This window comes from Mycobacterium sp. NGS54, assembly GCF_059812465.1.
In genome coordinates this window covers 514327-537248 of record NZ_JCALCS010000005.1, presented here as the reverse complement: position 1 = coordinate 537248, position 22922 = coordinate 514327, and the positions used below count along the sequence as shown (strand labels likewise).

7 protein-coding genes and 1 pseudogene are annotated in these 22922 nt (G+C 66.2%); 2 read left to right on the top strand and 6 right to left on the bottom strand.

Going from position 1 to position 22922, the window contains the following annotated elements:
* The first annotated feature begins 32 nt into the window (after positions 1–32).
* The gene (locus AC5Y5E_RS18435) at positions 33–13646 is read left to right on the top strand and encodes a BTAD domain-containing putative transcriptional regulator (RefSeq protein WP_499904129.1); all 13614 of its coding nucleotides are present in this window, start codon (positions 33–35) and stop codon (positions 13644–13646) included.
* Here the strand turns inward: AC5Y5E_RS18435 and AC5Y5E_RS18430 are convergent.
* Positions 13630–16572 (bottom strand): DUF4349 domain-containing protein, encoded by a 2943-nt coding sequence (locus AC5Y5E_RS18430; RefSeq protein ID WP_499904128.1) that lies wholly within the window; start codon positions 16570–16572, stop codon positions 13630–13632. The two genes, AC5Y5E_RS18435 and AC5Y5E_RS18430, sit on opposite strands and share 17 nt — an antisense overlap.
* On the bottom strand, positions 16569–17198 hold the full coding sequence (locus AC5Y5E_RS18425) for a MerR family transcriptional regulator (RefSeq protein ID WP_499904127.1): 630 nt from the start codon (positions 17196–17198) through the stop codon (positions 16569–16571). The genes AC5Y5E_RS18430 and AC5Y5E_RS18425 overlap by 4 nt, the downstream gene beginning before the upstream one ends.
* Positions 17199–17332: 134 nt before the next feature.
* On the opposite strand from AC5Y5E_RS18425, the pseudogene AC5Y5E_RS18420 reads away from it, so the two are divergent.
* A pseudogene (locus tag AC5Y5E_RS18420) lies at positions 17333–17707 on the top strand (PE family protein); the annotation flags it as partial.
* Between the two features lie 656 nt (positions 17708–18363).
* Here AC5Y5E_RS18420 and AC5Y5E_RS18415 read toward each other — a convergent pair.
* The 4 genes from AC5Y5E_RS18415 to narH form a co-directional block, all read right to left on the bottom strand.
* Positions 18364–19797: a nitrate/nitrite transporter gene (locus AC5Y5E_RS18415; protein ID WP_499904126.1), complete on the bottom strand. Its 1434-nt coding sequence runs from the start codon at positions 19795–19797 to the stop codon at positions 18364–18366.
* 112 nt (positions 19798–19909) lie between these two features.
* Positions 19910–20653 carry a respiratory nitrate reductase subunit gamma gene (narI, locus tag AC5Y5E_RS18410; protein WP_499904125.1) on the bottom strand — a complete coding sequence of 248 codons (744 nt, stop codon included), beginning with the start codon at positions 20651–20653 and terminating at the stop codon, positions 19910–19912.
* Positions 20650–21324, bottom strand: coding sequence for a nitrate reductase molybdenum cofactor assembly chaperone (narJ, locus tag AC5Y5E_RS18405; protein ID WP_499904124.1), 675 nt, complete (start codon positions 21322–21324; stop codon positions 20650–20652). The genes narI and narJ overlap by 4 nt, the downstream gene beginning before the upstream one ends.
* Positions 21321–22910, bottom strand: coding sequence for a nitrate reductase subunit beta (narH, locus tag AC5Y5E_RS18400; protein ID WP_499904123.1), 1590 nt, complete (start codon positions 22908–22910; stop codon positions 21321–21323). Before narH ends, narJ begins: the two co-directional genes overlap by 4 nt.
* Positions 22911–22922 lie beyond the last annotated feature (12 nt).

The following is a 22922-nucleotide window of genomic DNA, read 5'->3' as shown; positions in this document are numbered from 1 at the left end:
CGACGATTGCGGACGTGACTAGTCTTCTAGAGGTGGAACTGGGGGTTTTGGGACCTCTCCAGGTCCGGCGTGCAGGCGCGCCGGTCGCGATTCCGGGCGCCAAGCCCCGCGCGATCCTAACCATGCTCGGGCTGCACGTCGGTTCGGTGGTGTCGGCCGACACGCTCGTCGAGCTGCTTTGGGGCGAGGATCCGCCACGCACGGCGGCCAAGGCCCTGCAAACCCACATCTCCTCGCTGCGCCGCGCCCTGGGCGACGGCTTCGTGTTGACGGAGGGCGCGGGGTGGACCCTGGCCGAGAGCGAGGTCGACGCGTCGCGCTACAAGTCCGCGGCGCGACGGGGACGCGATGCCGCCGCGGCCGGCGACACCGGCCAGGCGGTTGCCCGCTTCGAGGAGGCGCTCGAACTCTGGCGCGGCATCCCCGAACTGCCCGACGGCCGCCGGGGAACGTCGGAAAAGACACGGTGGATCGAGGGCCACGCCGCGCTGGTGGAGGACCGGGCCGACGCGCTGCTCGCGACGGGGCGCGCCGCCGAGATCATCGGTGAGCTCGAGGCCGCGGTCGCCGACGCGCCGCTGCGTGAAAGGCGTTGGGCCCAGCTGATGCTCGCCCTCTACCGCGCCGGCCGGCAGGGTGAGGCCCTGGGCGCCTACCAGCGGGCGCGGACCCTGCTCGCCGACGAGCTCGGCGTCGATCCCGGCCCGGAGCTGCGCCGGCTGGAGGCCGCGATCGTCGCGCAGGACGCCGCGCTGGAAACCCCTGGCGCGCAGAATGTTCCGGCGGTGACCCGCGCCGTGACCTTCCTGCTGACGGACATCGAGGGGTCGACCGCGGCGTGGGAGGCGGACGCCGGTGCCATGCGGGTCGCGCTCGCGCGACACGACGAGCTGGTCGAACAGGTCGTCACGTCCCGCGGCGGACGGCTGATCAAGACCCGCGGCGAGGGCGACGCCACGTTCTCGGTCTTCGAGCGGCCGTCCGCGGGGGCCGCCGCCGCTCTGGAGCTGCAGGACGCGATTGTCCAGGAGCCGTGGGTGCTGCGGGAGCCCATGCGCGTCCGCGTGGCATTGCACACCGGGGAGGCCGAATTCCGCGACGGCGACTACTTCGGTCGGGCGGTCAACCGCGCCGCGCGGCTGCGGTCGTTGGCGGCGGGAGGCCAGATCCTGTGCTCGGGTGCGACCGCCGAGCTCGTGATCGACTCCCTGCCCGACGACGTCGTGCTCGCCGACCTCGGCACGCGCCAGCTGCGCAACCTTGCGCGCCCGGAGCACGTCTTCGAGCTCCGGCGGGAGACTGCGGAAGTCCGTAATGAAGAAGAAGTCTCGGCCGAAGCGCCGCTGGAGCGGCCGAGCCTGCCCGCGGTGCTGGCCGGCCCAGGGCCGTTCGTCGGTCGCGGGCAAGAGCTCGAGCGGCTTTTTGCCGCGTGGCAGACCGCCCTCGCGGGCGGCACGAACGCCGTCTTGATCGCCGGCGAACCGGGTGTCGGCAAGACTCGCCTGGCCGGCGAATGGTCCCGGCAGGCCTACGACCAGGGCGCCCTGGTGATTTACGGCCGTTGCGACGAGGACCTTGGAGCGCCCTACCAGCCGTTCGCGGAAGCCCTGCGATCGCTCGTGCCGTGCCTTGGTAGCGGTCGGCTTGGCGGGCTGCGGGGCGTGGAAGCGCTGCTCCCCCTGGTTCCCGGGCTGACCGATGTCCTCCCCGACCTGGCCGCACCGACCCGCGCCGACCCCGATACCGAACGCTACGCGCTCTTCGATGCTGTCGTCGCGTTGCTGGGTGTCGCGTCGGCGAGCGCGCCCGTCGTCCTGATCCTCGATGACCTGCACTGGGCTGCCAAACCCACGTTGCTCCTCCTGCGGCATCTGCTGCGTTTCGGCGAGCGGGCCCGCGTGCAGATCATCGGCACCTATCGCAGCACCGACCTCGACCGCTCGCACCCTCTTTCGGCCATGCTCGCGGACCTGCACCGCGACGGCACCGCGAACCGCCTTCAGCTCGGCGGGCTCGACGAGGACGACGTGAGCGCCTACGTCGCCGAGGCCGGCTACAACGACGAGGAGCTGGCCCGGGCGTTGGCGTCCGTCACGGGTGGCAACCCGTTCTTCCTCATTGAGGCCCTGCGCCACGTCGAGGAAAGCGGCGGCCGGTGGGACCAGAGCACGCTGCCGCAAGGGGTCCGGGAGGCTGTGAGCCGCCGCCTTTCTCGCCTGACACCGGAGACGAACAAGGCCCTTGCGGCGGCGGCGGTCGTCGGTAGCCGGTTCGCGTTGGAGTTGGTGGAGCGGGTGGTCGGCGACGACCTGGTCGACGCGTTCGACGAGGCCTGCAAGGCGGGCATTGTCATCGAAGAGCCCGGCGGTCGCTACCGGTTCAACCACGCGCTCGTCCGACAGTCGCTGCTCGCCGAGCTGCCATCGGTGCGGCGCATGCGGCTGCACCAGCGCATCGCCACGACGCTGGAGAACGAGCCCGGCGCCGACGACGAGTTGCTCGCCGAGCTGGCGCACCACTACTTCGAATGTGCTTGGGCGGGAAACGCGGTCAAGGCCGTCGAGTACTGCCGGCGTGCGGCGGACCAGGCGATGGCCCGCCTCGCCTACGAGGGTGCGGCCGACCTTTACGATCGGGCGCTGCACGCTCTGGAGGAGATTGACGACGAGCTGCCCGACCGCGACGATCAGATCGCCGAGCTCCTGGTCGCACGCTGCGAGGCGCTGCTGGCCGCGGGTGACGTGGGTTCCGCGGCCGGTGCGGTCTCTCAATTACAAAGCGCCACCGTCGATTCGGCTCGGCTAGCGGCATGGGCGACTTGCTTCGACGGGCAGCTGTCGATGCTGACCGATCCGGAGCGGTTGGACGAGATCGAGGCCGCGGTGGCTATGGCTGCCACCAAGCTGGCCGAATTGGGCGATGCCGCAGGAGAAGCCACGGCGCACACCGTCCGTGCCGGCTGCCTGGCACGGCTCGGGAGAATCGGCGACTGCGAAATCGCCCTGGACGACGCTTTGACGGCGGCACGGCGCGCGCGTGAACACCGCCGGGTGAACGCGGTGTTGGCGCAAGCGCCCCTCGCGGCGCTGTGGGGTCCAAACCCGGTCCCGCGCGCCGGCGGGCGGTGCCTTGACGTGGTGCGGCTGCTGCGAATCACGACCGAGTCGCCTGCGGTCGAGGCGACGTCGACGCGGTGCCAGGCCGTGTTGGAAGCATTCCGAGGCCGCGCCGCAGCAGCGCGGCGAATGATCGACTCGGCCCGGCGCACGGTCACCGAGCTCGGCCTGCGCCATGCCCTTCTCGAGGTCGAGCAGTTCGCCGGCATCGTGGAGCTGGTCGTCGACGATCCCGCCGCCGCCGAGCCGCATCTGCGCAAGGCCTACAACGGGTTCCGCCGCATGGGCCTCGACGCCGACACCGCCGAGACCGCCGCCTTGCTCGGCCGCACGTGCCTCTTGCTCGATCGCGAGGCCGAGGCCGACGAACTGTGTACGGAGAGCGAGCGCCTCGCCGGCCACGCCTTGAAGCCGTCGATCGCCTGGCGCACGTTGCGGGCACGGCTGTTGTCGCGCGCCGGAGATCACGGCGAGGCTCGGCGCGTGGCCGAGGCGGCCGTCGGCCTGGCCGAGCGGACTGACGCGTTGGTCGATCACGGCGACGCATGCCTCTCCCTGGCAACGATTTTGCGCGCCGCCGGCGATGTCGCGGGGGCGCGGGTCGCCGCCGAGCAGGCCGTCGGGCTTTACGAGCGGAAAGGCGCTGCGGCTCTTGCCGAGAAGGCGCGCCCCATTCTCGGCGAGCGCGAGCCGCCACCAGCTCGGCCGCAAGCGCCGAGCGTCGAATTGACCAACGCTTGCGTACAAATGGGCGGCCGTCTGGTCGATGCTGTCAATCGCGAGGCTTGGGACGAGGTAGAGCGGCTTATTGCCCCGCACGTGTCCGTGGAGAGCCGCCGAAAGATCGTCGGCTTCAAGCGGATCGACGTTCCATCGAACCACTGGCCCCGGGATATGAGGCGTTACATCGAGACGGGCTTGGTGCGCTACCGCACCCAGGTCGTCGCTATTCGTGGTGAGCGATCCGCCCTCATGCGGCTGGAGTTAGGCACTGCGGATGTAAGTTCGGGGGCGCCGAAGGACGAGATGCTCCAAGTAATCGGCCTAGACGAGGAAGGTCGAATAGCGCTGCAGGTTAAGTTCGACGTCGAAGATATGAATGCCGCGATCGCCGAACTCGACGCCGTGCACACCCGATTCGAGGAGGAGCAGCCGAGGGCGCGGCGGTTGGAAAATGCGGCGACCAGGATTGACAACGCGGCTGTGCGGGTGGGCGAACGCGTGATGGCCGCCATTCACCGCGGGGCTTGGGACGAGTTCGAGCAGCTTTTCGCACCCGAGATCTCGATAGAAAATCGCCGGAAAGTCGTCGGTCTTACGCTGCCATCCGACGAGTGGCGACGTAGGTGGAGGCACGAAATCGAGACGGGCGGCATGCGGGTCAAGCACATCATCTTCGCGGCGCGAGGCGAGCGCCTGGCGCTCGCTCGAATGAGGGCCGGCACCGAAGACATGGACCCTGGGGCCCCGTACGACGAACTGCTTCACCTGTATGCCATCGACGATGACGGTCGAATCGCGCTGCAGATGTTCTTCGACGTCGAAGACATCGACGCCGCGCTCGCGGAACTCGACGCCACGCACGCTCGGTTCGAGGCGGAGCCAAAAGCGCGGCGGCTCCAAAACGCCGCAAGCCGAGCCGATGATCGGGTCGTAGCGCTATTCGGGGGCAATTGCTGGGATGAGATTGGCACGCTGTTAGCGGATGACATCCGGGTCGATGACCGCCGGCGTGGATTCGGCCGAGAGAGCAACGACCGCGCAACAGAGATCGCGAATCTTCAGGCGATCGCCGCCCTCGGAGCATTAAAGATCAGCGCGACACCACTGGCGGTGCGGGGTGATCGCCTGTGCCTGAACCACTTACGGTTCGCGGGGCGCGACGTTCGATCAGACGCGATCAGTGCCGAAGACATAATGGTTGAGGCACTGTCGATCACCGAGGTCGATACCGACGGGCTGATACTCGCCAGAACACATTTCGACTTCGACGACTTCGACGCCGCCATCGCCGAACTCGACGCGCGCTACCTCGCCGGAGAGGCGGCCGCGCACTCACGCACATGGTCAGTCGTCAAAGATGCCTACGCCGCGCTCAACCGGCACGAAGTGTTCGCGGCGACGCCGGACTGGATGTACGTCGATCATCGATCGTCCGCCAGTTTCGAGGCGAATGACCTGGCCGCATTGCTCGGCGCCACATGGGATCTCGCGCCGGACACACATATGTACATCGAGGCCGTGCATCAGCTGACGGATGTTGGAGTGGTCCTCACCCATGCGGCGTACGGGACCTCGCGCGAGGGCTTCGACGCCGAGTGGCGGATGACCCTACTTCTGACTGTTGCGGATGACCTGATCAACCGGGGCGAGCTATTCGACGAAGCGGACGTCGACGATGCCCTCGCGAGGTTCGATCAGCTCAGCCGGCCCGCGCCGCGGCTGGAAAACGCGGCCGTCCGAGCGACCGAGCGCTTCCTGGCGTGCTTCGCGGCTCGCGATTGGGACACATTGTCGGAGATCCTGGCCGACAACTTTGGCTACGAGGATCGCCGTCGCGTGGTGGGCGCCGGGGCCCGCGATGGTCGAAACACTTACATCGCAGATATGCGAGCATCCGCCGAACTGTGGGCGGCAAACGTGCCTACCGTGATTGCGATCCGTGGGGAGCGCCTTGCCCTTGCACGTCTTCGCTTCTCGGGCCGCGACAAAGGGCCCGAGGCATTTGTCACCGATGTCCTGGGCATCGCCGAGATCAATGCGGAAGGGCGGCCAGTCGCAGTCGTGTCTTTCGACCCCGACGACTTCGATGCCGCCATCGCAGAGCTCGACGCACGCTACCTCGCCGGCGAAGCGGCCGCACACGCCCGCGCGTGGTCGGTCATTACGGCCGCGTACGCCGCGCTCAACCGACATGAGATCGCCGCAACGACGCCGGACTTCGCGAGCACCGACCACCGCCGCGGGACAAAGTTCCCGCCCGGTGAGCTGATCGCATATGTCCGCGCCACATGGGACCTTGCACGAGACGGCAGCACCTATATCGAGGCTGTGCACCGGCTGACTTTCCTGGGAGCGGTCGTCACCCATGTCACGCGTGGAAGCTCGATAGAGGGCTTTGATGCCGAGTGGCGGGAAATCTTCCTCCTCACGGTCGAAGGTGACTTACTCAGCCGTTGCGAACTATTCGACGAGGCAGACCTCGACGCCGCGATCGCGCGGTTCGAACATCTCAGCCGTCCGGCACCGCGGCTCGAAAACGCAGCAACCCGTGTGTTCCACCGCGTGAATGCATACTTCGCAGCCCGGGACTGGAACGCGACGGCAAACGCCATGGCGGAAGACATGATCGACGATGATCGTCGACACATGGTCAACGCCGGAATCAGACGCGGCCGGGATGTTGAGATTGCCAATAGCCAAGCCACCGCGGAGTTCGGCGGGGAGCAAATAACGTCGAGCGCCCTCGCAACCCGTGGCGAGCGCCTAGCCCTATGCCGTACGGCTATCCTCGGACGAGGCCAGCAATCTGAAGCATTCCGTATCGAATTTCTCAGCGTCACTGAGATCGACTCCGACGAGCGCTTGGCAGCCCACGTCGCGTTCGACCTCGACGACATCGACGCCGCCCTCAATGAGCTCGACGCCCGATACCTCGCCGGCGAGGCGGTTCTCCACGCGCACACATGGTCGGTCATCGCGGCGGCCTACGCCGCCCTCAACCGCCAGCAATTCCCTGCAACCACGGCGGATTTGGTCAATATCGACCACCGAGGCGAGACGGCGTTCGGGCCGGCCGAGTTGAGTGCATACCTCCGCGCCGGACTGGATCTCGACCAGGGCATCACTATCTATATCGAGTCCGTGCATCGGCTGACCGACCTCGGGGCGGTGATCATCTACGCAGCCCATGAGACCTCGCGCGAGGGCTTCCAGGCCGAGTGGCGAGGGGTTGCGCTGCTGACGGTCGAGGGCGACATGATCAACCGCTGCGAGGTATTCCACGAGGCAGATATCGACGCCGCGATCGCGCGGTTCGAACAGCTCAGCCGTCCGGCACCGCGTTTGGAAAACGCGGCGAGCCAAGCGATCGAGAAATTTTTGGCGCACTTCGCGGCCCGCGACTGGGACGCGATGGCGGAGCTAGTGGCCGACTCCTATTACGGCGACGATCGCCGTCCTGTATTTGGCGCCGGACTCCAGCGCGGTGGGGATGTCATGATCAGGCAATTCCAGACCGCCGCCGACCTGGACGTCACGCGAGCGGCGTCAGACGCCGTCGCCATCCGCGGGAATCGCGTCGTCCTCACCCATACCCACTTCTCACGCATCGACGACGGGCCCGACGCGTTCCGCGTGGATGTCCTATATGTAGTCGAGATCAACGCCGACGAGCGGATCTCGGCGCTGATCGCATTCGACTCTGGTCAGTTCGAAGCCGCCATCCAGGAACTCGATGCGCGCTACCTCGCCGGCGAAGCAGCCGCACACGCGCGCACGTGGTCGGTCATCGTGGATGGCTACGCGGCGCTCAACCGCCACGAGTTGACCGCGATGGCAGCGGATGTGGTAACTATCGACCACCGTCGGGTAGCAGCCTTCGCGCCGGGCGAGGGAATCGCATACGCCCGCGCCGGTTTGGACCTTGTCCAGCACACACGTACCTATGTCGAGGCCGTCCACCGGCTCACCGGCCGGGGCGTGGTTTGCACCCATATCGGGCAGCAGACCTCACAGGAAGGCTTCGACGCCGAGTGGCGGATCGCCGTCATCTACGGGGTTCGAGGCGATCTGATCAACCGATTTGAGGCATTCGACGAGTCAGACCTCGATACGGCGATCGCGCGATTAGAGCAACTGCACCCCTCGACACCGCGGCTGGAGAACACCGCAACTCGTGTATTCGAGCGCGTCTATGCGGACATTGCGGCCCACAACTGGGACGCGGTGGGTCAAACGGCGGCCGAGAACGTTTCCGTCGACGATCGCAGGCGCGTGGTCAACGCCGGGGTCCGACTCGGTCGAGATGACGCGATCGAAGCTACCCGGGCGACCGTTGATGTCGGCTTCACAATGACGGTGGTGGGCGCCCTGGCAACCCGGGGTGGCCGCGTCGCCCTCACGCGTGTCCGCGTCTCGGGCCGCGACCCCGAGGCGGTTCAAAACGACGCCCTCAGCATCGTCGAGATCGACACCGATGACCAGATCGTGGCGGTCGTCGTGTTCGACCTCGACGACACCGACGCAGCCTTCGCGGAACTCGACGCCCGCTACGTCGCGGGTGAAGCGGCCGCCCACGCTCGCAGCTGGTCGGTGATCGCGGGTGTTTTCGTGGCGCACAACCGTCGCGAACTCCCTGCGACGACACCGGACGCGGTGAGTATCGACCACCGCCGCGGGGCAGCGTTTGCGCCCGGTGAAGGTTTCGAATACATACGTGCGGGATGGGATCTCGACCAAACCCTCAACATCTACATCGAGACAGCACATCGGTTAAACGACTTGGGCGCGGTTTTCATTTGGACGGGCCATGGAACTTCGCAAGAGGGCTTCGACGCCGAGTGGCGGGGAGTTACTCTGATGACGGTCGACGGCGAAATAGTCTCCCGGATGGAGGTATTCGACGAGGCGGACCTGGATTCCGCCCTCGCGAAGTTCGATCAGCTCAGCCGGACGGCACCGCAGCTGGAAAACGAGGCAAGCCAAGCGTACGAACGCTTCCGGACGTGCTTCGCCGCACGCGACTGGTCCGCAATGGCGGAGCTACTGACCGCCGATACGTCGGTCGACGACCATCGACGTGTCGTCAACGCCGAAATCCGGCGTGGTCGGGATGTCGAAATCGCGAACATACGCGCCTTCGCCGACATCGGGGCAAAGACAAGTACGGCAACGGTCATTGCCACACGAGGCGAACGCCTTGTCCTGTGCCGCACGTGTATCTCGAGCGAAGACAACCAAGCCGGGGCATTCCGCATCGAGATGCTCATTATCGTCGAGACCTCCCCCGACAAACGGATACTGGCACGCGCCGCATATGACCCAGAAGACATCGAAGCCGCCTTCGCCGAGCTCGATGCTAGGTATCTCACCGGGGAGGCGGCGGCTCACGCACGCACGTGGTCTGTCCTCTTGCAGGCCTACGCCGCACTCAATAAGCATGAAATGCCTTCGACGACGCCAGATTGGGTGAACGTTGACCACCGCCGAGGAGCATCGTTTGCGTCCGGTGAAATGCCTGCGTTACTTGACGCCGCGTGGAACCTCACGACTGACCTCAGGCATTCCATCGAGGCTGTGCATCGGCTGAACGATCTCGGAGCCGTCGTCACCAACACGTCGCATGAGACCTCGCACGGAGGCTTCGACGCCGAGTGGAGGGTGATCACCATTGGGACGGTGGAAGGCGACATGCTCAGCCGCACCGAGGTATTCGACGAGGCTGACCTGGACGTCGCGCTCGCGAGGTTCGACGAACTCACCCAGCCGGCACCAAGGCTGGAGAACACCGCAACGCGGGTGTGGGAGCACCTCTACTCCTACATTGGCGTCGGCGACTGGAATGCCGTGGCTCAGATATCGGCCGAGAACGTCTCCCTCGACGATCGCCGGCGAGTGGTGAATGCCGGGATCCTGCATGGTCGAGATGCCAACATCAAAGATGCGCAGGCGACCGTTGATGTCGGCTTCACAATGGCGATGGCGGGCGTTCTGGCAATTCGCGGGACGCGCGTTGCGCTCACACGGGTTCGCGTCTCGGGCAGCGAACCCGAGGCGATTCAAAACGATGCCCTCAGCATCGTCGAGATCGACGCCGACGAGCGAATCGTAGGGGTCGTCGTGTTCGATCTCGACGACACCGATGCAGCCTTCGCGGAACTCGACGCGCGCTACCTCGCCGGCGAAGCCGCCGCCCACGCGCACACATGGTCAGTGATCTCCGCGGTGTACGCCGCGCTCAATCGACGTGAAATGCCGGCGGTCGCACCCGACTTGGTAGACGTTGATCATCGTGCGCTTTCAGCAATCGGGTCTGGTGACTTCATGGCATACCTTCGTGCTTCGTTGGAAGATACGGAAGACACGCCTCGAAACCGCATTTACATTGAGGCCGTTCATCAGCTGACTGACCTCGGCGCGGTCACCACCCATGTCGCGAAGTCGACGTCACGAGAAGGGTTCGAGGCCGAGTGGCGGATAACCAGCTTCTTCATCGTCGGCGGCGACGCGATCAACCGCTACGAAATTTACGACGACGCCGACATAGATGCCGCGATCGCGCGGTTCGAACAGCTGAGCCGACCGGTACCACGGCTCGAAAACGCGGCAACCCGAGTGAACGAGCACATTTGGGCATGCTTCGCCGCGCGCGACTGGGACAGAATGAACGCGCTCTTCGCCGACGACATGCGCCATGACGATCGGCGTCGGATGGTGGGCGCTGGAGTCCTGCATGGTCGGGATGCCCAGATGCGAGACATGCGGGTGTATGCCGATATCGGAATCAACCCGACGATTGACGTCATCGCGACCCGCGGCGAACGCCTCGCTCTGACTCGTGCCCGCTTCTCGGGCCTCGACCACGAGCCGCAGGATTTCATCGCCGAGGCGCTCATCATTGTCGAGATCGACGCTGACGAAAAGATGGCCGCGATAGTCGCGTTGGACCCCGACGATATCGACGCAGCCTTCGAAGAACTCGACGCCCGATACCTTGCGGGCGAAGCAGGCCTCCACGCACGGACGTGGTCGGCCATCGCACGGGAATGCGCGGCGTTCAACAGACACGAACTTCCGGCGGCGGAGTGGGTCACCATCGACCACCGGCAGCTCGCGGTAATCGACGCGCGCGAAGGCCAAGCAGCCATGGGCGCCATTTGGGATGTGACGCCGGACCTCAGCATGCGTATCGAGGCGGTGCATCGGCTCAGCAGTTTCGGAGTGGTCGCCAACTATGCGGCGTCTGGGACCTCGCCAGAGGGCTTGGATGTCGAGTGGCCAATGATCCTTCTTTTAACTCTCGAAGGCGACCGGATCAACCGCTGCGAAATCTTCGACGAGACGGACATCGACGCGGCTCTTGAGCGGCTCGAGCAACTGCGTCCACAGGCGCCGCGGCTGGAAAACACGGCGAGCCAAATGGCCGAGCAATTCCTCGCTCATTTTGCGGCCCACGACTGGGACGCCATGGCCGACCTACTGACCGACGACGTTTCCTCAGACGATCGCCGTCGTACCGTAAACGCCGGCATCCGACGCGGTCGAGACGCCGAGATGGCGAACTGGCGCGCCACCGCCGACATCTGGACAACGCGGGTGGAGTCGACCGTGATTGCGACCCGCGGAGAGCGTCTCGCGCTCATCAAAGTCGCCTTCACGAGCCAAGACCGGTCGTCTGATGCGTTTGACGCCGCGGCGTTTGCGATTCTAGAGATCAGCGACGACAACCGAATTGCCGCGGATGTCGTGTTCGACCTCGATGACTTCGACGCCGCAATCACCGAACTTGACGCGCGATACCTTGCCGGCGAAGCGGCCGGCCATCGACACACATGGCCGATGATCACGCGGATCTGCGCCGCTTTCAATCGGAAAGAACTTCTCGCGACAACTCCAGACCCGATTTACATCGATCATCGACCGCTCGTGTCGGTCGAGGGGGCTGATCTAGCCGCATCCATCCGGGCCGTGTGGGACCTCACTTCGAAGGCCAGCGTCTACATCGAGGCCGTGCACCAGCTGAACGAACGCGGAGCAGTCTTCACCGAGGTCCTGAACATGACCTCGCGAGACGGCTTCGACGCGGAAGTGCGGATGATCATGATGTTCACAGTCGAAGGCGACCTAATCAGCGGCGTCGAGGTGTTCGACGAGGAACACCTCGGCGCCGCGCTCACCCGCTTCGAGGAATTTCACACACCGACGCGGCGACTGGAAAACGCGGCAAGCCGAGTGCACGGGCGACTCAAGGCATTTGTCGCGGCCCGTAACTGGAACGCCGTAGGCGAGATCCTGGCCGAAGACATTGCAATCGACGATCGCCGTCGGGTCGTGAACTCCGGGATTCAACACGGACGAGATGCCGCCATCGCGGATATGCGCAGCGCCGTCGACTTGGGGCTTACGGGTATTTCATTGACCGTCATCGCGACCCGAGGCGCTCGTCTCGAGCTATGTCGGACGTGTATCCGGTACCAAGAGCAACCTGAGGCATTCCACATGGAGTTTCTTAGTGTCCTCGAGATCAATGCCGAAGAGCGGATCGTGGCGCGCGTCGCATTCGACCCGGATGACATCGACGCGGCCTTCGCGGAGCTTGACGCCCGCTACCTCGCCGGCGAAGCGGCCGCCCACTGGCGCGTTTGGTCGGTCATTGCGGAAAGCTATTCCGCGTCCAATCGGCACGAACTTCCCGGCATGAAACCGAATTCGGTATACATCGACCATCGAACGGTCTTAACGAATGAGCTGGAGGATCTGGCAGGATATCTACGTAGCGTGCGGGACCTCACGCCGGACATCAGCGTCCACATCGAGGCGGTGCATCGGCTGAGCGACCTAGGAGCGGTCATCACCCAGGTTGCGCGTGGAAGCTCGCAAGAGGGATTTGACGCCGAGTGGCGGGCAATCGTCGTTGGCATAGTGGAAGGCGACCTCTACGGCCGCGTCGAAGCCTTCGACGAGGCGGACCTCGACGCGGCGCTGGCTCGGTTTGATGAATTGCAGCCGCAGGGCCGGCGACTGGAAAACGCGGCCAGCCAAGCGGACGAACGCTTTTGGATCTGCTATAGGGCCCGCAACTGGGACGCCATGGCTGCGTTGCTGGCCGCCGACGTTTCTACGGACGATCGACGTCGCGTCGTAAACGCGGGGGTCCTACATGGCCGCGAAATTCACATCGAAAACATGCGAGCCCTCGACAAGTTCACAGCGAACATGACGTCTGCCGTCATCGCGACCCGCGGAGAGCGCCTCGCCCTTACTCACGTGAACAGCGAGCTGCGCCAGGCAGAATATGGAAGCGAACTCCTGTACCTCATCGAGATCGACGCCGATAACCAAATCGCGGGGGGTGTGTTCTTCGACGTCGACGACATCGACGTTGCCTTCGCGGAAATCGAAAATCGATACCTCGCCGGAGAAGCGGCCCCGTACGCGAGTGTTTGGAAGGCCGGGCTGGAAACTGTCGCCGAGCTCAACCGCCACGAACCGGGGCCTAGGTTGATGCAGCTCGCCTACGTCGATCATCGACGCATACCGTTCCCCTCAGGGGAAGACTTCGGCCGCGGCGTCGAGGAACTGTGGGCGCTCGTACCAGATGCCCGCTACCGGGTGCCGTGTGTCCACGCGCTCAACAGCCGAGGGACCGTCGTCACCTTCGTGATCGAAGGCACCGACAAGCATGGAAATGAAATACGCTGGTGTCGCACCCTTCTGTTCGCCGTCGACGGACCCCGCTTGGAGGTTTACGAGGACGAGGACCTCGATGCCGCGCTTGCGAGGTTCGCCGAGCTCAATCGGACTGGCTAGCCTCGCCGGACGGTTTGCCCCGAAAGCGCCTGCGGCGCCGAACCAAGACGAGAACCAACGCCCCCACGGCCAGCACCGGTATCCAAGGGATGAGGAATCCGACAGCCATCACTACGCCGTGGACAGCGGAGAGCAGCGACTGCCAGCCGTGTCGAAGAGCATTCAGGAACCCAGGCTGAGGAACCGCCGCCGGTTTGGTCGAGAGGCTGACGTTGATCGTCGCGTAGGAAATCTGGTCACCCAGCGTGGCGCGCTGCGCCCGCAACGAGTCCAACTCGGCCTGCCGCTGGGTAAGCGACGACTCCGCAGCCAGGAGGTCGGCGACGTTGCCGGCCCGGCCCATCAGTTGCAGCAGTCGGTTGACCGAGGTCTGCAACGCCTCGATACGGGCATCGAGGTCAACGCGCTGCGACGTCACGTCGTTGTGCCCGATCGACATCGACTCGACTGTCCCCAGTTTCTTGGCGTCTGCCAGGACCCCGTCGAGTTTGTCGGCCGGAATGCGCAACACGAGATCGACTGTCGGCGAGGATGATCCGGTTCGCTCCGAACGCGAGTCCACCCGCCCGCCGGCGGCGTTGACCGCGGTGACGAGCCGGTCGGCCACCTGGGCGGGCTCGGTGACGACCATCTGCATCGATCCCGTCGTGATGACGTCGCGTTTGAAGGTGGCGTCGGCGGGCGCCTGCGGCGGTGGCGGTGCTTCCGGTAGCGAGACGGTGTTCTCGGGAACGCCGGCCCTAGTCCCGGAAGTCTGGCCCGCGGCGCCTCTATCCTCCGATGCTGGAATCTTGCCGCTCACAATGCCGTCGGCCGTCGGGGTTGGGTGACCGCCGTCGCGACTCGTCGACCACGTCCAGCCGCCGCCGATGAGCAGCACGCCGACGACCGCCGCCGCAATCGCGTTGCGCAGCTTGACGGTTCGTGCTTGCAACTTGCCCGGCGACTCCTTGACGGGCGGAGGGGGTTGAAGCGGCGTCACGGTGGCCCCGGCCAACGGCGGCGGGGGCAGGGCCGCCGCAAACACGGCATTGCCTGGCGCCGGCCCCGGCTCCCAACCGGCCGGCACCTCGACGGGCTGCATCACGCGGTGCGGCACTTCACCGTCGGCAACGACGCGGCTATCCACCGCGACGAATGCGGTGAACCTGCATAACACGCCAAACCGCAATGACGTCTTGACAATCCGCCTCTCCGAGTCCTCCACGGGCGCCGAGGCGTAACGGTCCTCGAGGTCGCGCAAATGCGCCCGGGCCCACTGCGCGGTCACGGCCGGGGCATCAAGGCGTCGTCCGGCGACGGTGACCGACCAGTCCCCGCCCTCCCCCGTCGTCCCCCGCAGGGCCAGCGAGCCCGACGCGCTGCCCCGATACCGCCCGCTCACCACGAGCGGCACTCCGGGAAACAGGGCGGGCAGCCGAGCCGGGGTCGCGGTGTCCTCGATGATCGCCAGACCCTCGGCGCACAGCGACAGCGAGTGCGCGAGCGGCGTGCCGATGCGTCGGTGGATGGCGTCCATCGCCTCGTCGAGGCGGTCCTCGCTTTCCACCAGTTCGCAGCGGCCGCCGCCGACACTGGCTAGGCGCCAAAGGAATCCGGCGTTCACCGCCTGGTCGACGCCGACCGCGTGCACACGCACCCGCTGCAGGTCGCCGGACAGCTCGTGCAGGAGTTGGTCCTCGTTGCCGACCTGGCCGTCGGTGACGAGGACGACGACGGAGTCGCGGGCCTCACCGTTGCGTGACCCGCCCAACAACGCGAGGGCCTGACGCAACGGCGCGACCATCTCGGTGCCGCCGCGGGCGTCGACGCGGGCGAGGTGCTCGACGGCGCGGTACCGGTGCCTTTCGCTGGCCTCGACCAGCCCGTCGGGCAGCCCGGCGGGGCGGTCGATCCGATCGTCGAATGTCAAGACCGCGAACCGGTCTTCGCTGGTGAGCGTGTCGACGATGCGGGCCGCGGCGCGGCGGGCCGCCACCATCTTCCAGCCGGCCATGCTGCCGGAGCGGTCGAGCACCAGCACCACGTCCCGCGGGCGCGGCGGCGCGCTGGCCGCCGGCGGCAGCACGGTGAGCTGATAGGTTCCCTCGTCGCCCTCGGAATCGGGCACCAGCACAAGCGAATCGGTGACGTCTTCCGCGCCGTAGCGCAGCCGCAGCACGAAATCCCGGTTGGCGCGCTCGCCGGGGTGGACCCGTATCCGGCCGCCGTCGGTCGACACCGCGTGCAAGCTCGATCGCACCTCCGACAGCGTGAGGCCGGCGGGATCGATGCCCACCTCGATGGACAGCGGAACCGGGTGCGGGAAACCGGGCAGCAGCACCGGCGGCGTGATGCGCGACGCGTCAGGGACCGCGTCGGTGTCGTCGGCGTGTCCGTCGCCGACCGCAACATCGGCAAGCGCGCGGCCCGGGATGTACCGTGGCGCAACCACAAGCGGGAAGCGGAACGTCGCCTCGCCGTCCGCGTAGGCCAGCGGGATGACGAGCGTCAGGGCGACGCTGACCCGTTCGCCGGGCAGGATGTTGCCGACCCGCATGGTGAAGACATCCGGCCGCTCCTCCTCGGCGATGGACGCGCGCCGACCCGACGCGATGGCGTCGTCGTACGCCTGGCGGGCGGCCTCCCGCTCCCGCAGCTCGGCATCGACGACCCGCCCGTCGGCCGTCATCCGCATCCCGGTGACCGCCCCCCGATCCGGCAGCGGGAACACGTAGCTGGCTTCCAGGGGTACGTCGAAGGAGTTGACGAAGTCCTGCGTCAGCTCGACCCGGCTGGTGAGCCCGGTGATCTCGGCACGCACGTCGATGCGCTCCAGCGGCAGGTTGCCGCGCTCGGTGCTCAGAGCGCCAAGTCCGGCCTCGTCGTCTGGGGCGGCCACCCGATCGATCTCAGCGTCGGCCATCGACGTGATGCGGACGGTCATGAGGGGCTCCGTTCATCAGGGGTCAGCAGGCCACGCTCGGCCAGCAGTTCGAGCAGCGGCCGGGTGGCCGCACGGATCGCGTCGATGTCGTCTTCATCGGGTCGGCCGCCACTCCCGGACCCGGCGGGCAGCAGCAACAGTGCTCCGCCGGGCAGGCTGACGGCCGCCAACGTTGTGACACTGTCAGCGCCATCGCCATTGGCGACCGGCTCGACGGCGGCGGGCGGATCGGCCCAGAAGCGTTGCCGGCGAACCGGAGTCGGCGACGGCTCGTCAGACTCCGTCGGCTCGGAAGCGATGAGTTCGTCAGGCACGGCGGCGACTTTGCGCAGCGTTTCGTCCGTCGCTCCCGCCAGTTCGGCCTGGATGTCGGCGAGCGAGCGGCCCTCGGCCTGGCGCCGTTTGACCGCCACGATCTGCAGCAGGTGCCGGGGACTGTACAGGGCCGTGCGTCCCTGCATGGTCGGCCGGTCGACAAGTCCGGTCGTCGTGTACCACCGGACAACCCGGCGATCCGGCAGGCCCCGGACGCGCCCGTTAGGCGCACCCGGATACGCCGGATCCGCCAGTCCGGCGGCCACCCGCCGAACCAGCTCGTCCAGCGTCCACGACGCCACGTCGGCCATCCCTCGATATTGACACTGTCATGATGACACTGTCAAGGTTCTGCCAACAGCGCGCGATTACCGATGCGTCGAAAACCCACCTGCCGAATCGAGACGTGAATACGCTTCATCGGCAACAGGGACGAGGAGGAAACGTGTCGCTTCTGGTGGTGGCCCCGGAGTTGTTGACGTCGGCCGCCACGGATTTGGAGACCATCGGCGCGGCGGTCAGCGCGGCGCATCTGGCGGCCGCCATCCCGACCACGGGGATGACGGCTGCCGCCGCCGATGAGGTCTCGCAGGCGGTGGCGGCGTTATTCGGCGGCTACGGGCAGCAGTATCAGGCGCTCAGCGCCCGGGCCGGAGCGTTTCAACAGCAGTTTGTGCAGGCTCTTACCTCGGCGGCCGGCTCGTATGCGGGCGCGGAGGACGCGGGGGCGTCGCTGCTGGGTGCGGTCAACGCTTCCGCCGAGGCGTTGTTGGGCCGCCCGTTGGTCGGCACCGGCAGTGCGGCCGGGACGGGGGTTGCCGACGCGGCGATCAGCGACCTGAACCAGCTCGTTCAGCGCGAATTCGGCATCTACAACTTCCGCGACTGGCGCGGCTGGGCCGCGTTTCTGTTGGATTACACCTGGGGCTTCGAGGGCACGGCACTGGGCTACGGCGTGCAAGCACTAAATGCGTTCACGCCGAACGCCGGCGGCTACGACTCGGCGTTCAGCGCGCTCGTGGGTTCGCATGTCTACCGCGGCGGCATCGGGCTGCCCGGCTTCGCCACCACGATGGGCAACGTCACCACCCACCTGGGAACCGGGCCAGGTGCCGATGACGTGATGGTCAACCACGAAGAGGTCCACGTCTGGCAGAGCAGGATCTTCGGACCACTCTTCCAAACCAGTTACGCCGCTTGGGCGGTCGGCGGCTACTTCGTCGGTACGGGCTACTGGTTGACCCACCCGAACCTGGACTGGTTCAGCCTGGTCGAGACGGCGTCGTACTACGACAACCCGTGGGAGGTATGGGCCTATGCCAACGACAACAACTGGCCGCCCCCGGGTGCGAACCCGGCGCTGCTGTGGCCGGCGTGGACCGACCCGGTGCTGCTCTCGCCGATCTGGATCGCGCCAATCAAGCCGTTCTTATCGGCGTGACGCCTCGAATCCCGTTGCTTCCCAACGGGGCGATATCACGCCGCCGGTGCCAGCGCTTCTGTGCCCATTGCGGTCTTGGCGCCGCGGGCCGTGGCGGGGGTACGGACGTAGGCGAACCAGGTGATCACCGCGCACAACACGTAGAAGCCCAGGAAGACCCAGAACGCCGTAGTCGCGGATTTCGCCGGCGACAGGTACGACGCCCGCAGCACAACGTTGATGCCGACGCCGCCGAGCGCGCCGATGGCACCGGCGATCCCGATCAGCGCGCCCGACATCCGACGCGACCAGTCGGCCTTCTCGGCGGAGTCAAGGCCGTCGTTGCTCTGCGCCTTGGCGTCGAAGATCGACGGAATCATCTTGTATACCGACCCGTTTCCGATCCCGGACAAGATGAACAGCGCGACGAACCCGACGACGTAGGCGAGCAGGATGCCGCCCGACGGGGCGCGATGTTTGGCGTCACCCATCGCGCCGAAAGCCACCAGCCAGCCGGCCGCGGCAATCATCAACGCGAACGTGTACAGCGTGACCTTGCTACCGCCGATGCGGTCGGACAGCCAGCCGCCGATCGGCCGCACGATCGAGCCCAGCAGCGGTCCGATGAACGCGATCTGCGCGGCGTGCAGCGCCGCGTGGGCCGCCATCGCCGGAGTCACCTTGGCGCCGTGACTCAGGTTGGCCAGGAAGCTGATTTGCAGCACTTGGCCGAACGCGAACGAAAAGCCGATGAACGACCCGAACGTTCCGATGTACAGCACGGCGATCAGCCACGAATCGCGGTAGGCCATCACGTCGATCATCGAGCGGCCATTGGTGCGCTGGTTGGTCAGATTGTCCATGAACAGCGCGGCGGCAACCGCGGCGATCGACAGCAGGACCATGTAAACCGCGCACACCAAGTGCGGCGAACGGTTGCCCACGGTGGCGATAACCAACAGTCCGACGATCTGGATCGTCGCGACGCCGATGTTGCCGCCACCCGCGTTCAGGCCCAGCGCCCAACCTTTGAGCCGCTGCGGATAGAACGCGTTGATGTTCGTCATCGACGACGCGAAGTTGCCCCCACCCAAGCCGGCGATCGCCGCCACGACCATGAAGGTCGTGTAGGACGTGCCGGGGTGGGCCATGAAGTACATCGTTAACGCCGTGGGCAATGACAGTGCCAGCGCGGAGAACACCGTCCAGTTACGGCCGCCGAACGTCGCGGTCGCGAACGTATAGGGCAGGCGCAGAATCGCTCCCACCAGTGCCGGCATCGCGACGAGGAAGAACTTTCCCGCGGCGTCGATGTGGTAAACGTTCTGCGGCATGAAAAGGACCATCACCGACCAGATCGACCAGACCGAGAATCCGATGTGCTCGGCGAAGATGGACCAGATCAGGTTGCGGCGGGCGATCTTCGCCCCGCCGTTGTTCCAGGCGTCGACGTCTTCGGCGTCCCAGTCGTCAATCGTGTGTTGGCGCATGCGTGAACCGTACGAAAGTGTTGTTGCGGCAAGGCTTGCCCGCGATGACCTGCTTGCTACAAGCCGCTCACAAGCCGGCCCCGAAGTGCTGTGAGTTAGATGCCGGATCGCGTCATACCCAGCGGCTACGCGCGGGCGGGGGTTCGGGCGCGGCCCATGCTCTCGCGTAGCGGTTGGCGGACGCCTTCTGCGGGTCGCGGCTGCGGTACACCAGATACGGACGCGTCAGGTAGCCGACGGGGGCGCTGAACATGTGCACCAACCGCGTGTAGGGCCAGATACCAAGCAGTGCAACGACAATCAGCACATGCAGCTGAAAGGTCCACGGCGCGCCGGCCATCAGCTCCATCGCCGGATGCAGCGAAAACAGGCTGCGGAACCACGGTGAGACCGTGTCGCGGTAGTTGTAGGCGGCGAACACGTTGGTCAGCGTGTTGAGCATCCCGGTCACCAGCGCGCCCACCAGCAGCAGGTACATCACCTTGTCGCCGCGGGTCGTCGCCTTGCGCACGGCGGGCACAGTGATACGCCGGTACAACAGGATTCCCGCTCCCGTGACGACCGCGAAGCCCGCGAGCGAGCCCATCGTGACTGCCATCACGTGGTAGAAGAATTCCGAGACCCCGATCGCCGACGTCCACGATTCGGGGATGAGCAGGCCGACGATGTGACCGCCGACCACGCCGAGCAGCCCGAAGTGAAACAGCGGGCTGCCCATGCGCAGCAGCCGGCTCTCGTAACTCTGCGACGACCGTGTGGTCCAACCGAACTGATCGGTGCGGTAGCGCCAGACGTGGCCGAGCAGAAACGACGTGAACGCGACGTACGGAACCGTCATCCACAACACGGTGTTCATCGCCGGCCGCCCGAGACCATCGGATCCATCGCGAACGGTTCCAACCCGACCTCTTCCTCGGGGGGCCCCTCCGCGGCCAGCTCGGTGATGCGGCGCCGATCCGCGGTGCTGATCGGCGGCAGCGTCGCCAGGACCGCCACCAACACCGGGGCGTACGCAGAGCCGCTGTCCGCCAGGGACAGTCGCAGCAGTTCGAGCACCGGGACGTGCTCGCCGAGCAGCCGCTCCCCCTGCAGCTGATCGATCGTCGCGGCGAATTCGAGGACGAGCGGCAGGAAGTCGGGCAGTTCGCCGTCGCCGAGCTGCAGACCCGCCTGACGGTAGGCGTGCTTGAAGCGCAGCAGCGCCATCCCCCGCTTGCGGGTGTCGCCGTAGGCGTAGTACGTCAGGTGCAGGCTGGCGCGCCGGCGCATGTCGAACGTTTCGACGTACCGCGCGGCGAGCCGCATCGGGTCCACGCCGCGCAATTCGTTCAGGACGTGCAGCAGCGGAATGCCCACCGAGTCGGGCAATTCCGCTGCGGCCGTGACGAGTTGGTCGGTCATCGCGAGCATGGTTTCGCTCGGGTAGTCCAGCAGCAGGGCGGCGATGCGCCACACCAGGCGCCGGTCGCGCTCGGACAGGCCTGCCGCGTTGGCCGCCGGCCTGCGGGTGAGGGTCAGCATCTTCACTTTGTCGGCACCAACCCGTCGGTGCTGCGGCCGTCCCAGTTGAGCAGGTTGACCGGCTTGCCGCCGTTGCCGTTGCTGCCGTTGCCGTTGCCGTTGGTGAGGTGAAACTTCTCGGCCATCGCGTCGAACGCCGTCATGCCGGGCCCGCCGTCGCCGTCGAGGCTGCACCCGGTCGCGAGCGCATCGAGGCGGTGCGCGTCCGATCCCGCGCCGTTGGGAATCACGTAGCGGTCGGCGTATTTGGCGATGGCCAGCAGCCGGTACATCGCTTCGATCTCTTCGCCCTTCAGCCGCACCGACTCCGGTATCGAGTCGTCGAATGCCTCGCCCAGGTTCGCCGCCCGCATGTACGAGCGCATCGCCGCAAGCCGTTGCAGCGCAGCGCGAACCGGCCCGACGTCGCCGGCGGTGAACAGCTCGGCCAGGTACTCGATCGGGATGCGCAACGCGTCGATGGCGCCGAACAGGTTGTTGCGGTTCTCGCCGTCGTGGCCGGTCTCGGCGAGCACGTCGACCACCGGGGACAGCGGCGGGACGTACCAGACCATCGGCATCGTGCGGTACTCCGGATGCAATGGCAGCGCCACCTGATAGTCGACAATCAGGCGATAGACCGGCGAATTCTGGGCGGCCTGGATCCATTCGCCGGAGATGCCGGCGCGCTCCGCCTCGGCGACGACCCGGGGATCGTGCGGGTTGAGGAACACGCCGAGTTGCGCTGGATAGAGGTCTTTTTCGTCCTGCACGGACGCCGCGGCCGCCACCGCGTCGGCGTCGTAGAGCAGCACCCCGATGTAGCGCAACCGGCCGACGCAGGTCTCGGAGCACACGGTCGGAATGCCCACCTCGACCCGCGGGTAGCAGAACGTGCACTTCTCGGCCTTGCCGGTCTTGTGGTTGAAGTAGATCTTCTTGTAGGGGCAGCCGGTGACGCATTGCCGCCATCCGCGGCAGCGGTCCTGATCGACCAGCACGATGCCGTCCTCGCTGCGCTTGTAGATCGCGCCGGACGGGCAGGACGCCGCACACGACGGATTCAGGCAGTGTTCGCAGATGCGCGGCAGGTAGAACATGAAGGTCTGCTCGAACTCGAGCTTCACCTTGTCGGACACCTTGGCCAGCAGTGGATCCCGGCCGATCTGCACCGGTCCCCCGCCCAGGTCGTCATCCCAGTTCGCGCCCCACGTCACCTTGGTGTCCTGGCCGGTGATCAGTGACTTGGGACGGGCCACCGGCGTGGTGTCCATCGCCGGCGCGGACAGCAGGTTCTCGTAGTCGTAGGTCCACGGGTCGTAGTAGTCCGACACCGTCGGCAGGTCGGGGTTGGCGAAGATGTTCAGCAGCCGCTTGATCCGAGACCCCGACTTGAGCGTCAGCTTGCCACGCTTGTTGAGTGTCCAGCCGCCCTTCCACTTGTCCTGGTCCTGGTACTGGCGCGGGTATCCCTGCCCGGGGCGGGTTTCGACGTTGTTGAACCAGACGTACTCGACGCCGCCGCGGTTGGTCCAGGCCTGCTTGCAGGTGACGCTGCAGGTGTGACACCCGATGCACTTGTCGAGGTTCATCACCATCGCGAGCTGAGCCATGACTCTCATGCG

Bases quoted from the DNA above. Each gene is read 5' to 3' on its own strand.
- AC5Y5E_RS18430 (WP_499904128.1), bottom strand. From the start codon at position 16,572: ATGACCGTCCGCATCACGTCGATGGCCGACGCTGAGATCGATCGGGTG.
- AC5Y5E_RS18425 (WP_499904127.1), bottom strand. From the start codon at position 17,198: ATGGCCGACGTGGCGTCGTGGACGCTGGACGAGCTGGTTCGGCGGGTG.
- AC5Y5E_RS18415 (WP_499904126.1), bottom strand. From the start codon at position 19,797: ATGCGCCAACACACGATTGACGACTGGGACGCCGAAGACGTCGACGCC.
- narI (WP_499904125.1), bottom strand. From the start codon at position 20,653: ATGAACACCGTGTTGTGGATGACGGTTCCGTACGTCGCGTTCACGTCG.
- narH (WP_499904123.1), bottom strand. From the start codon at position 22,910: ATGGCTCAGCTCGCGATGGTGATGAACCTCGACAAGTGCATCGGGTGT.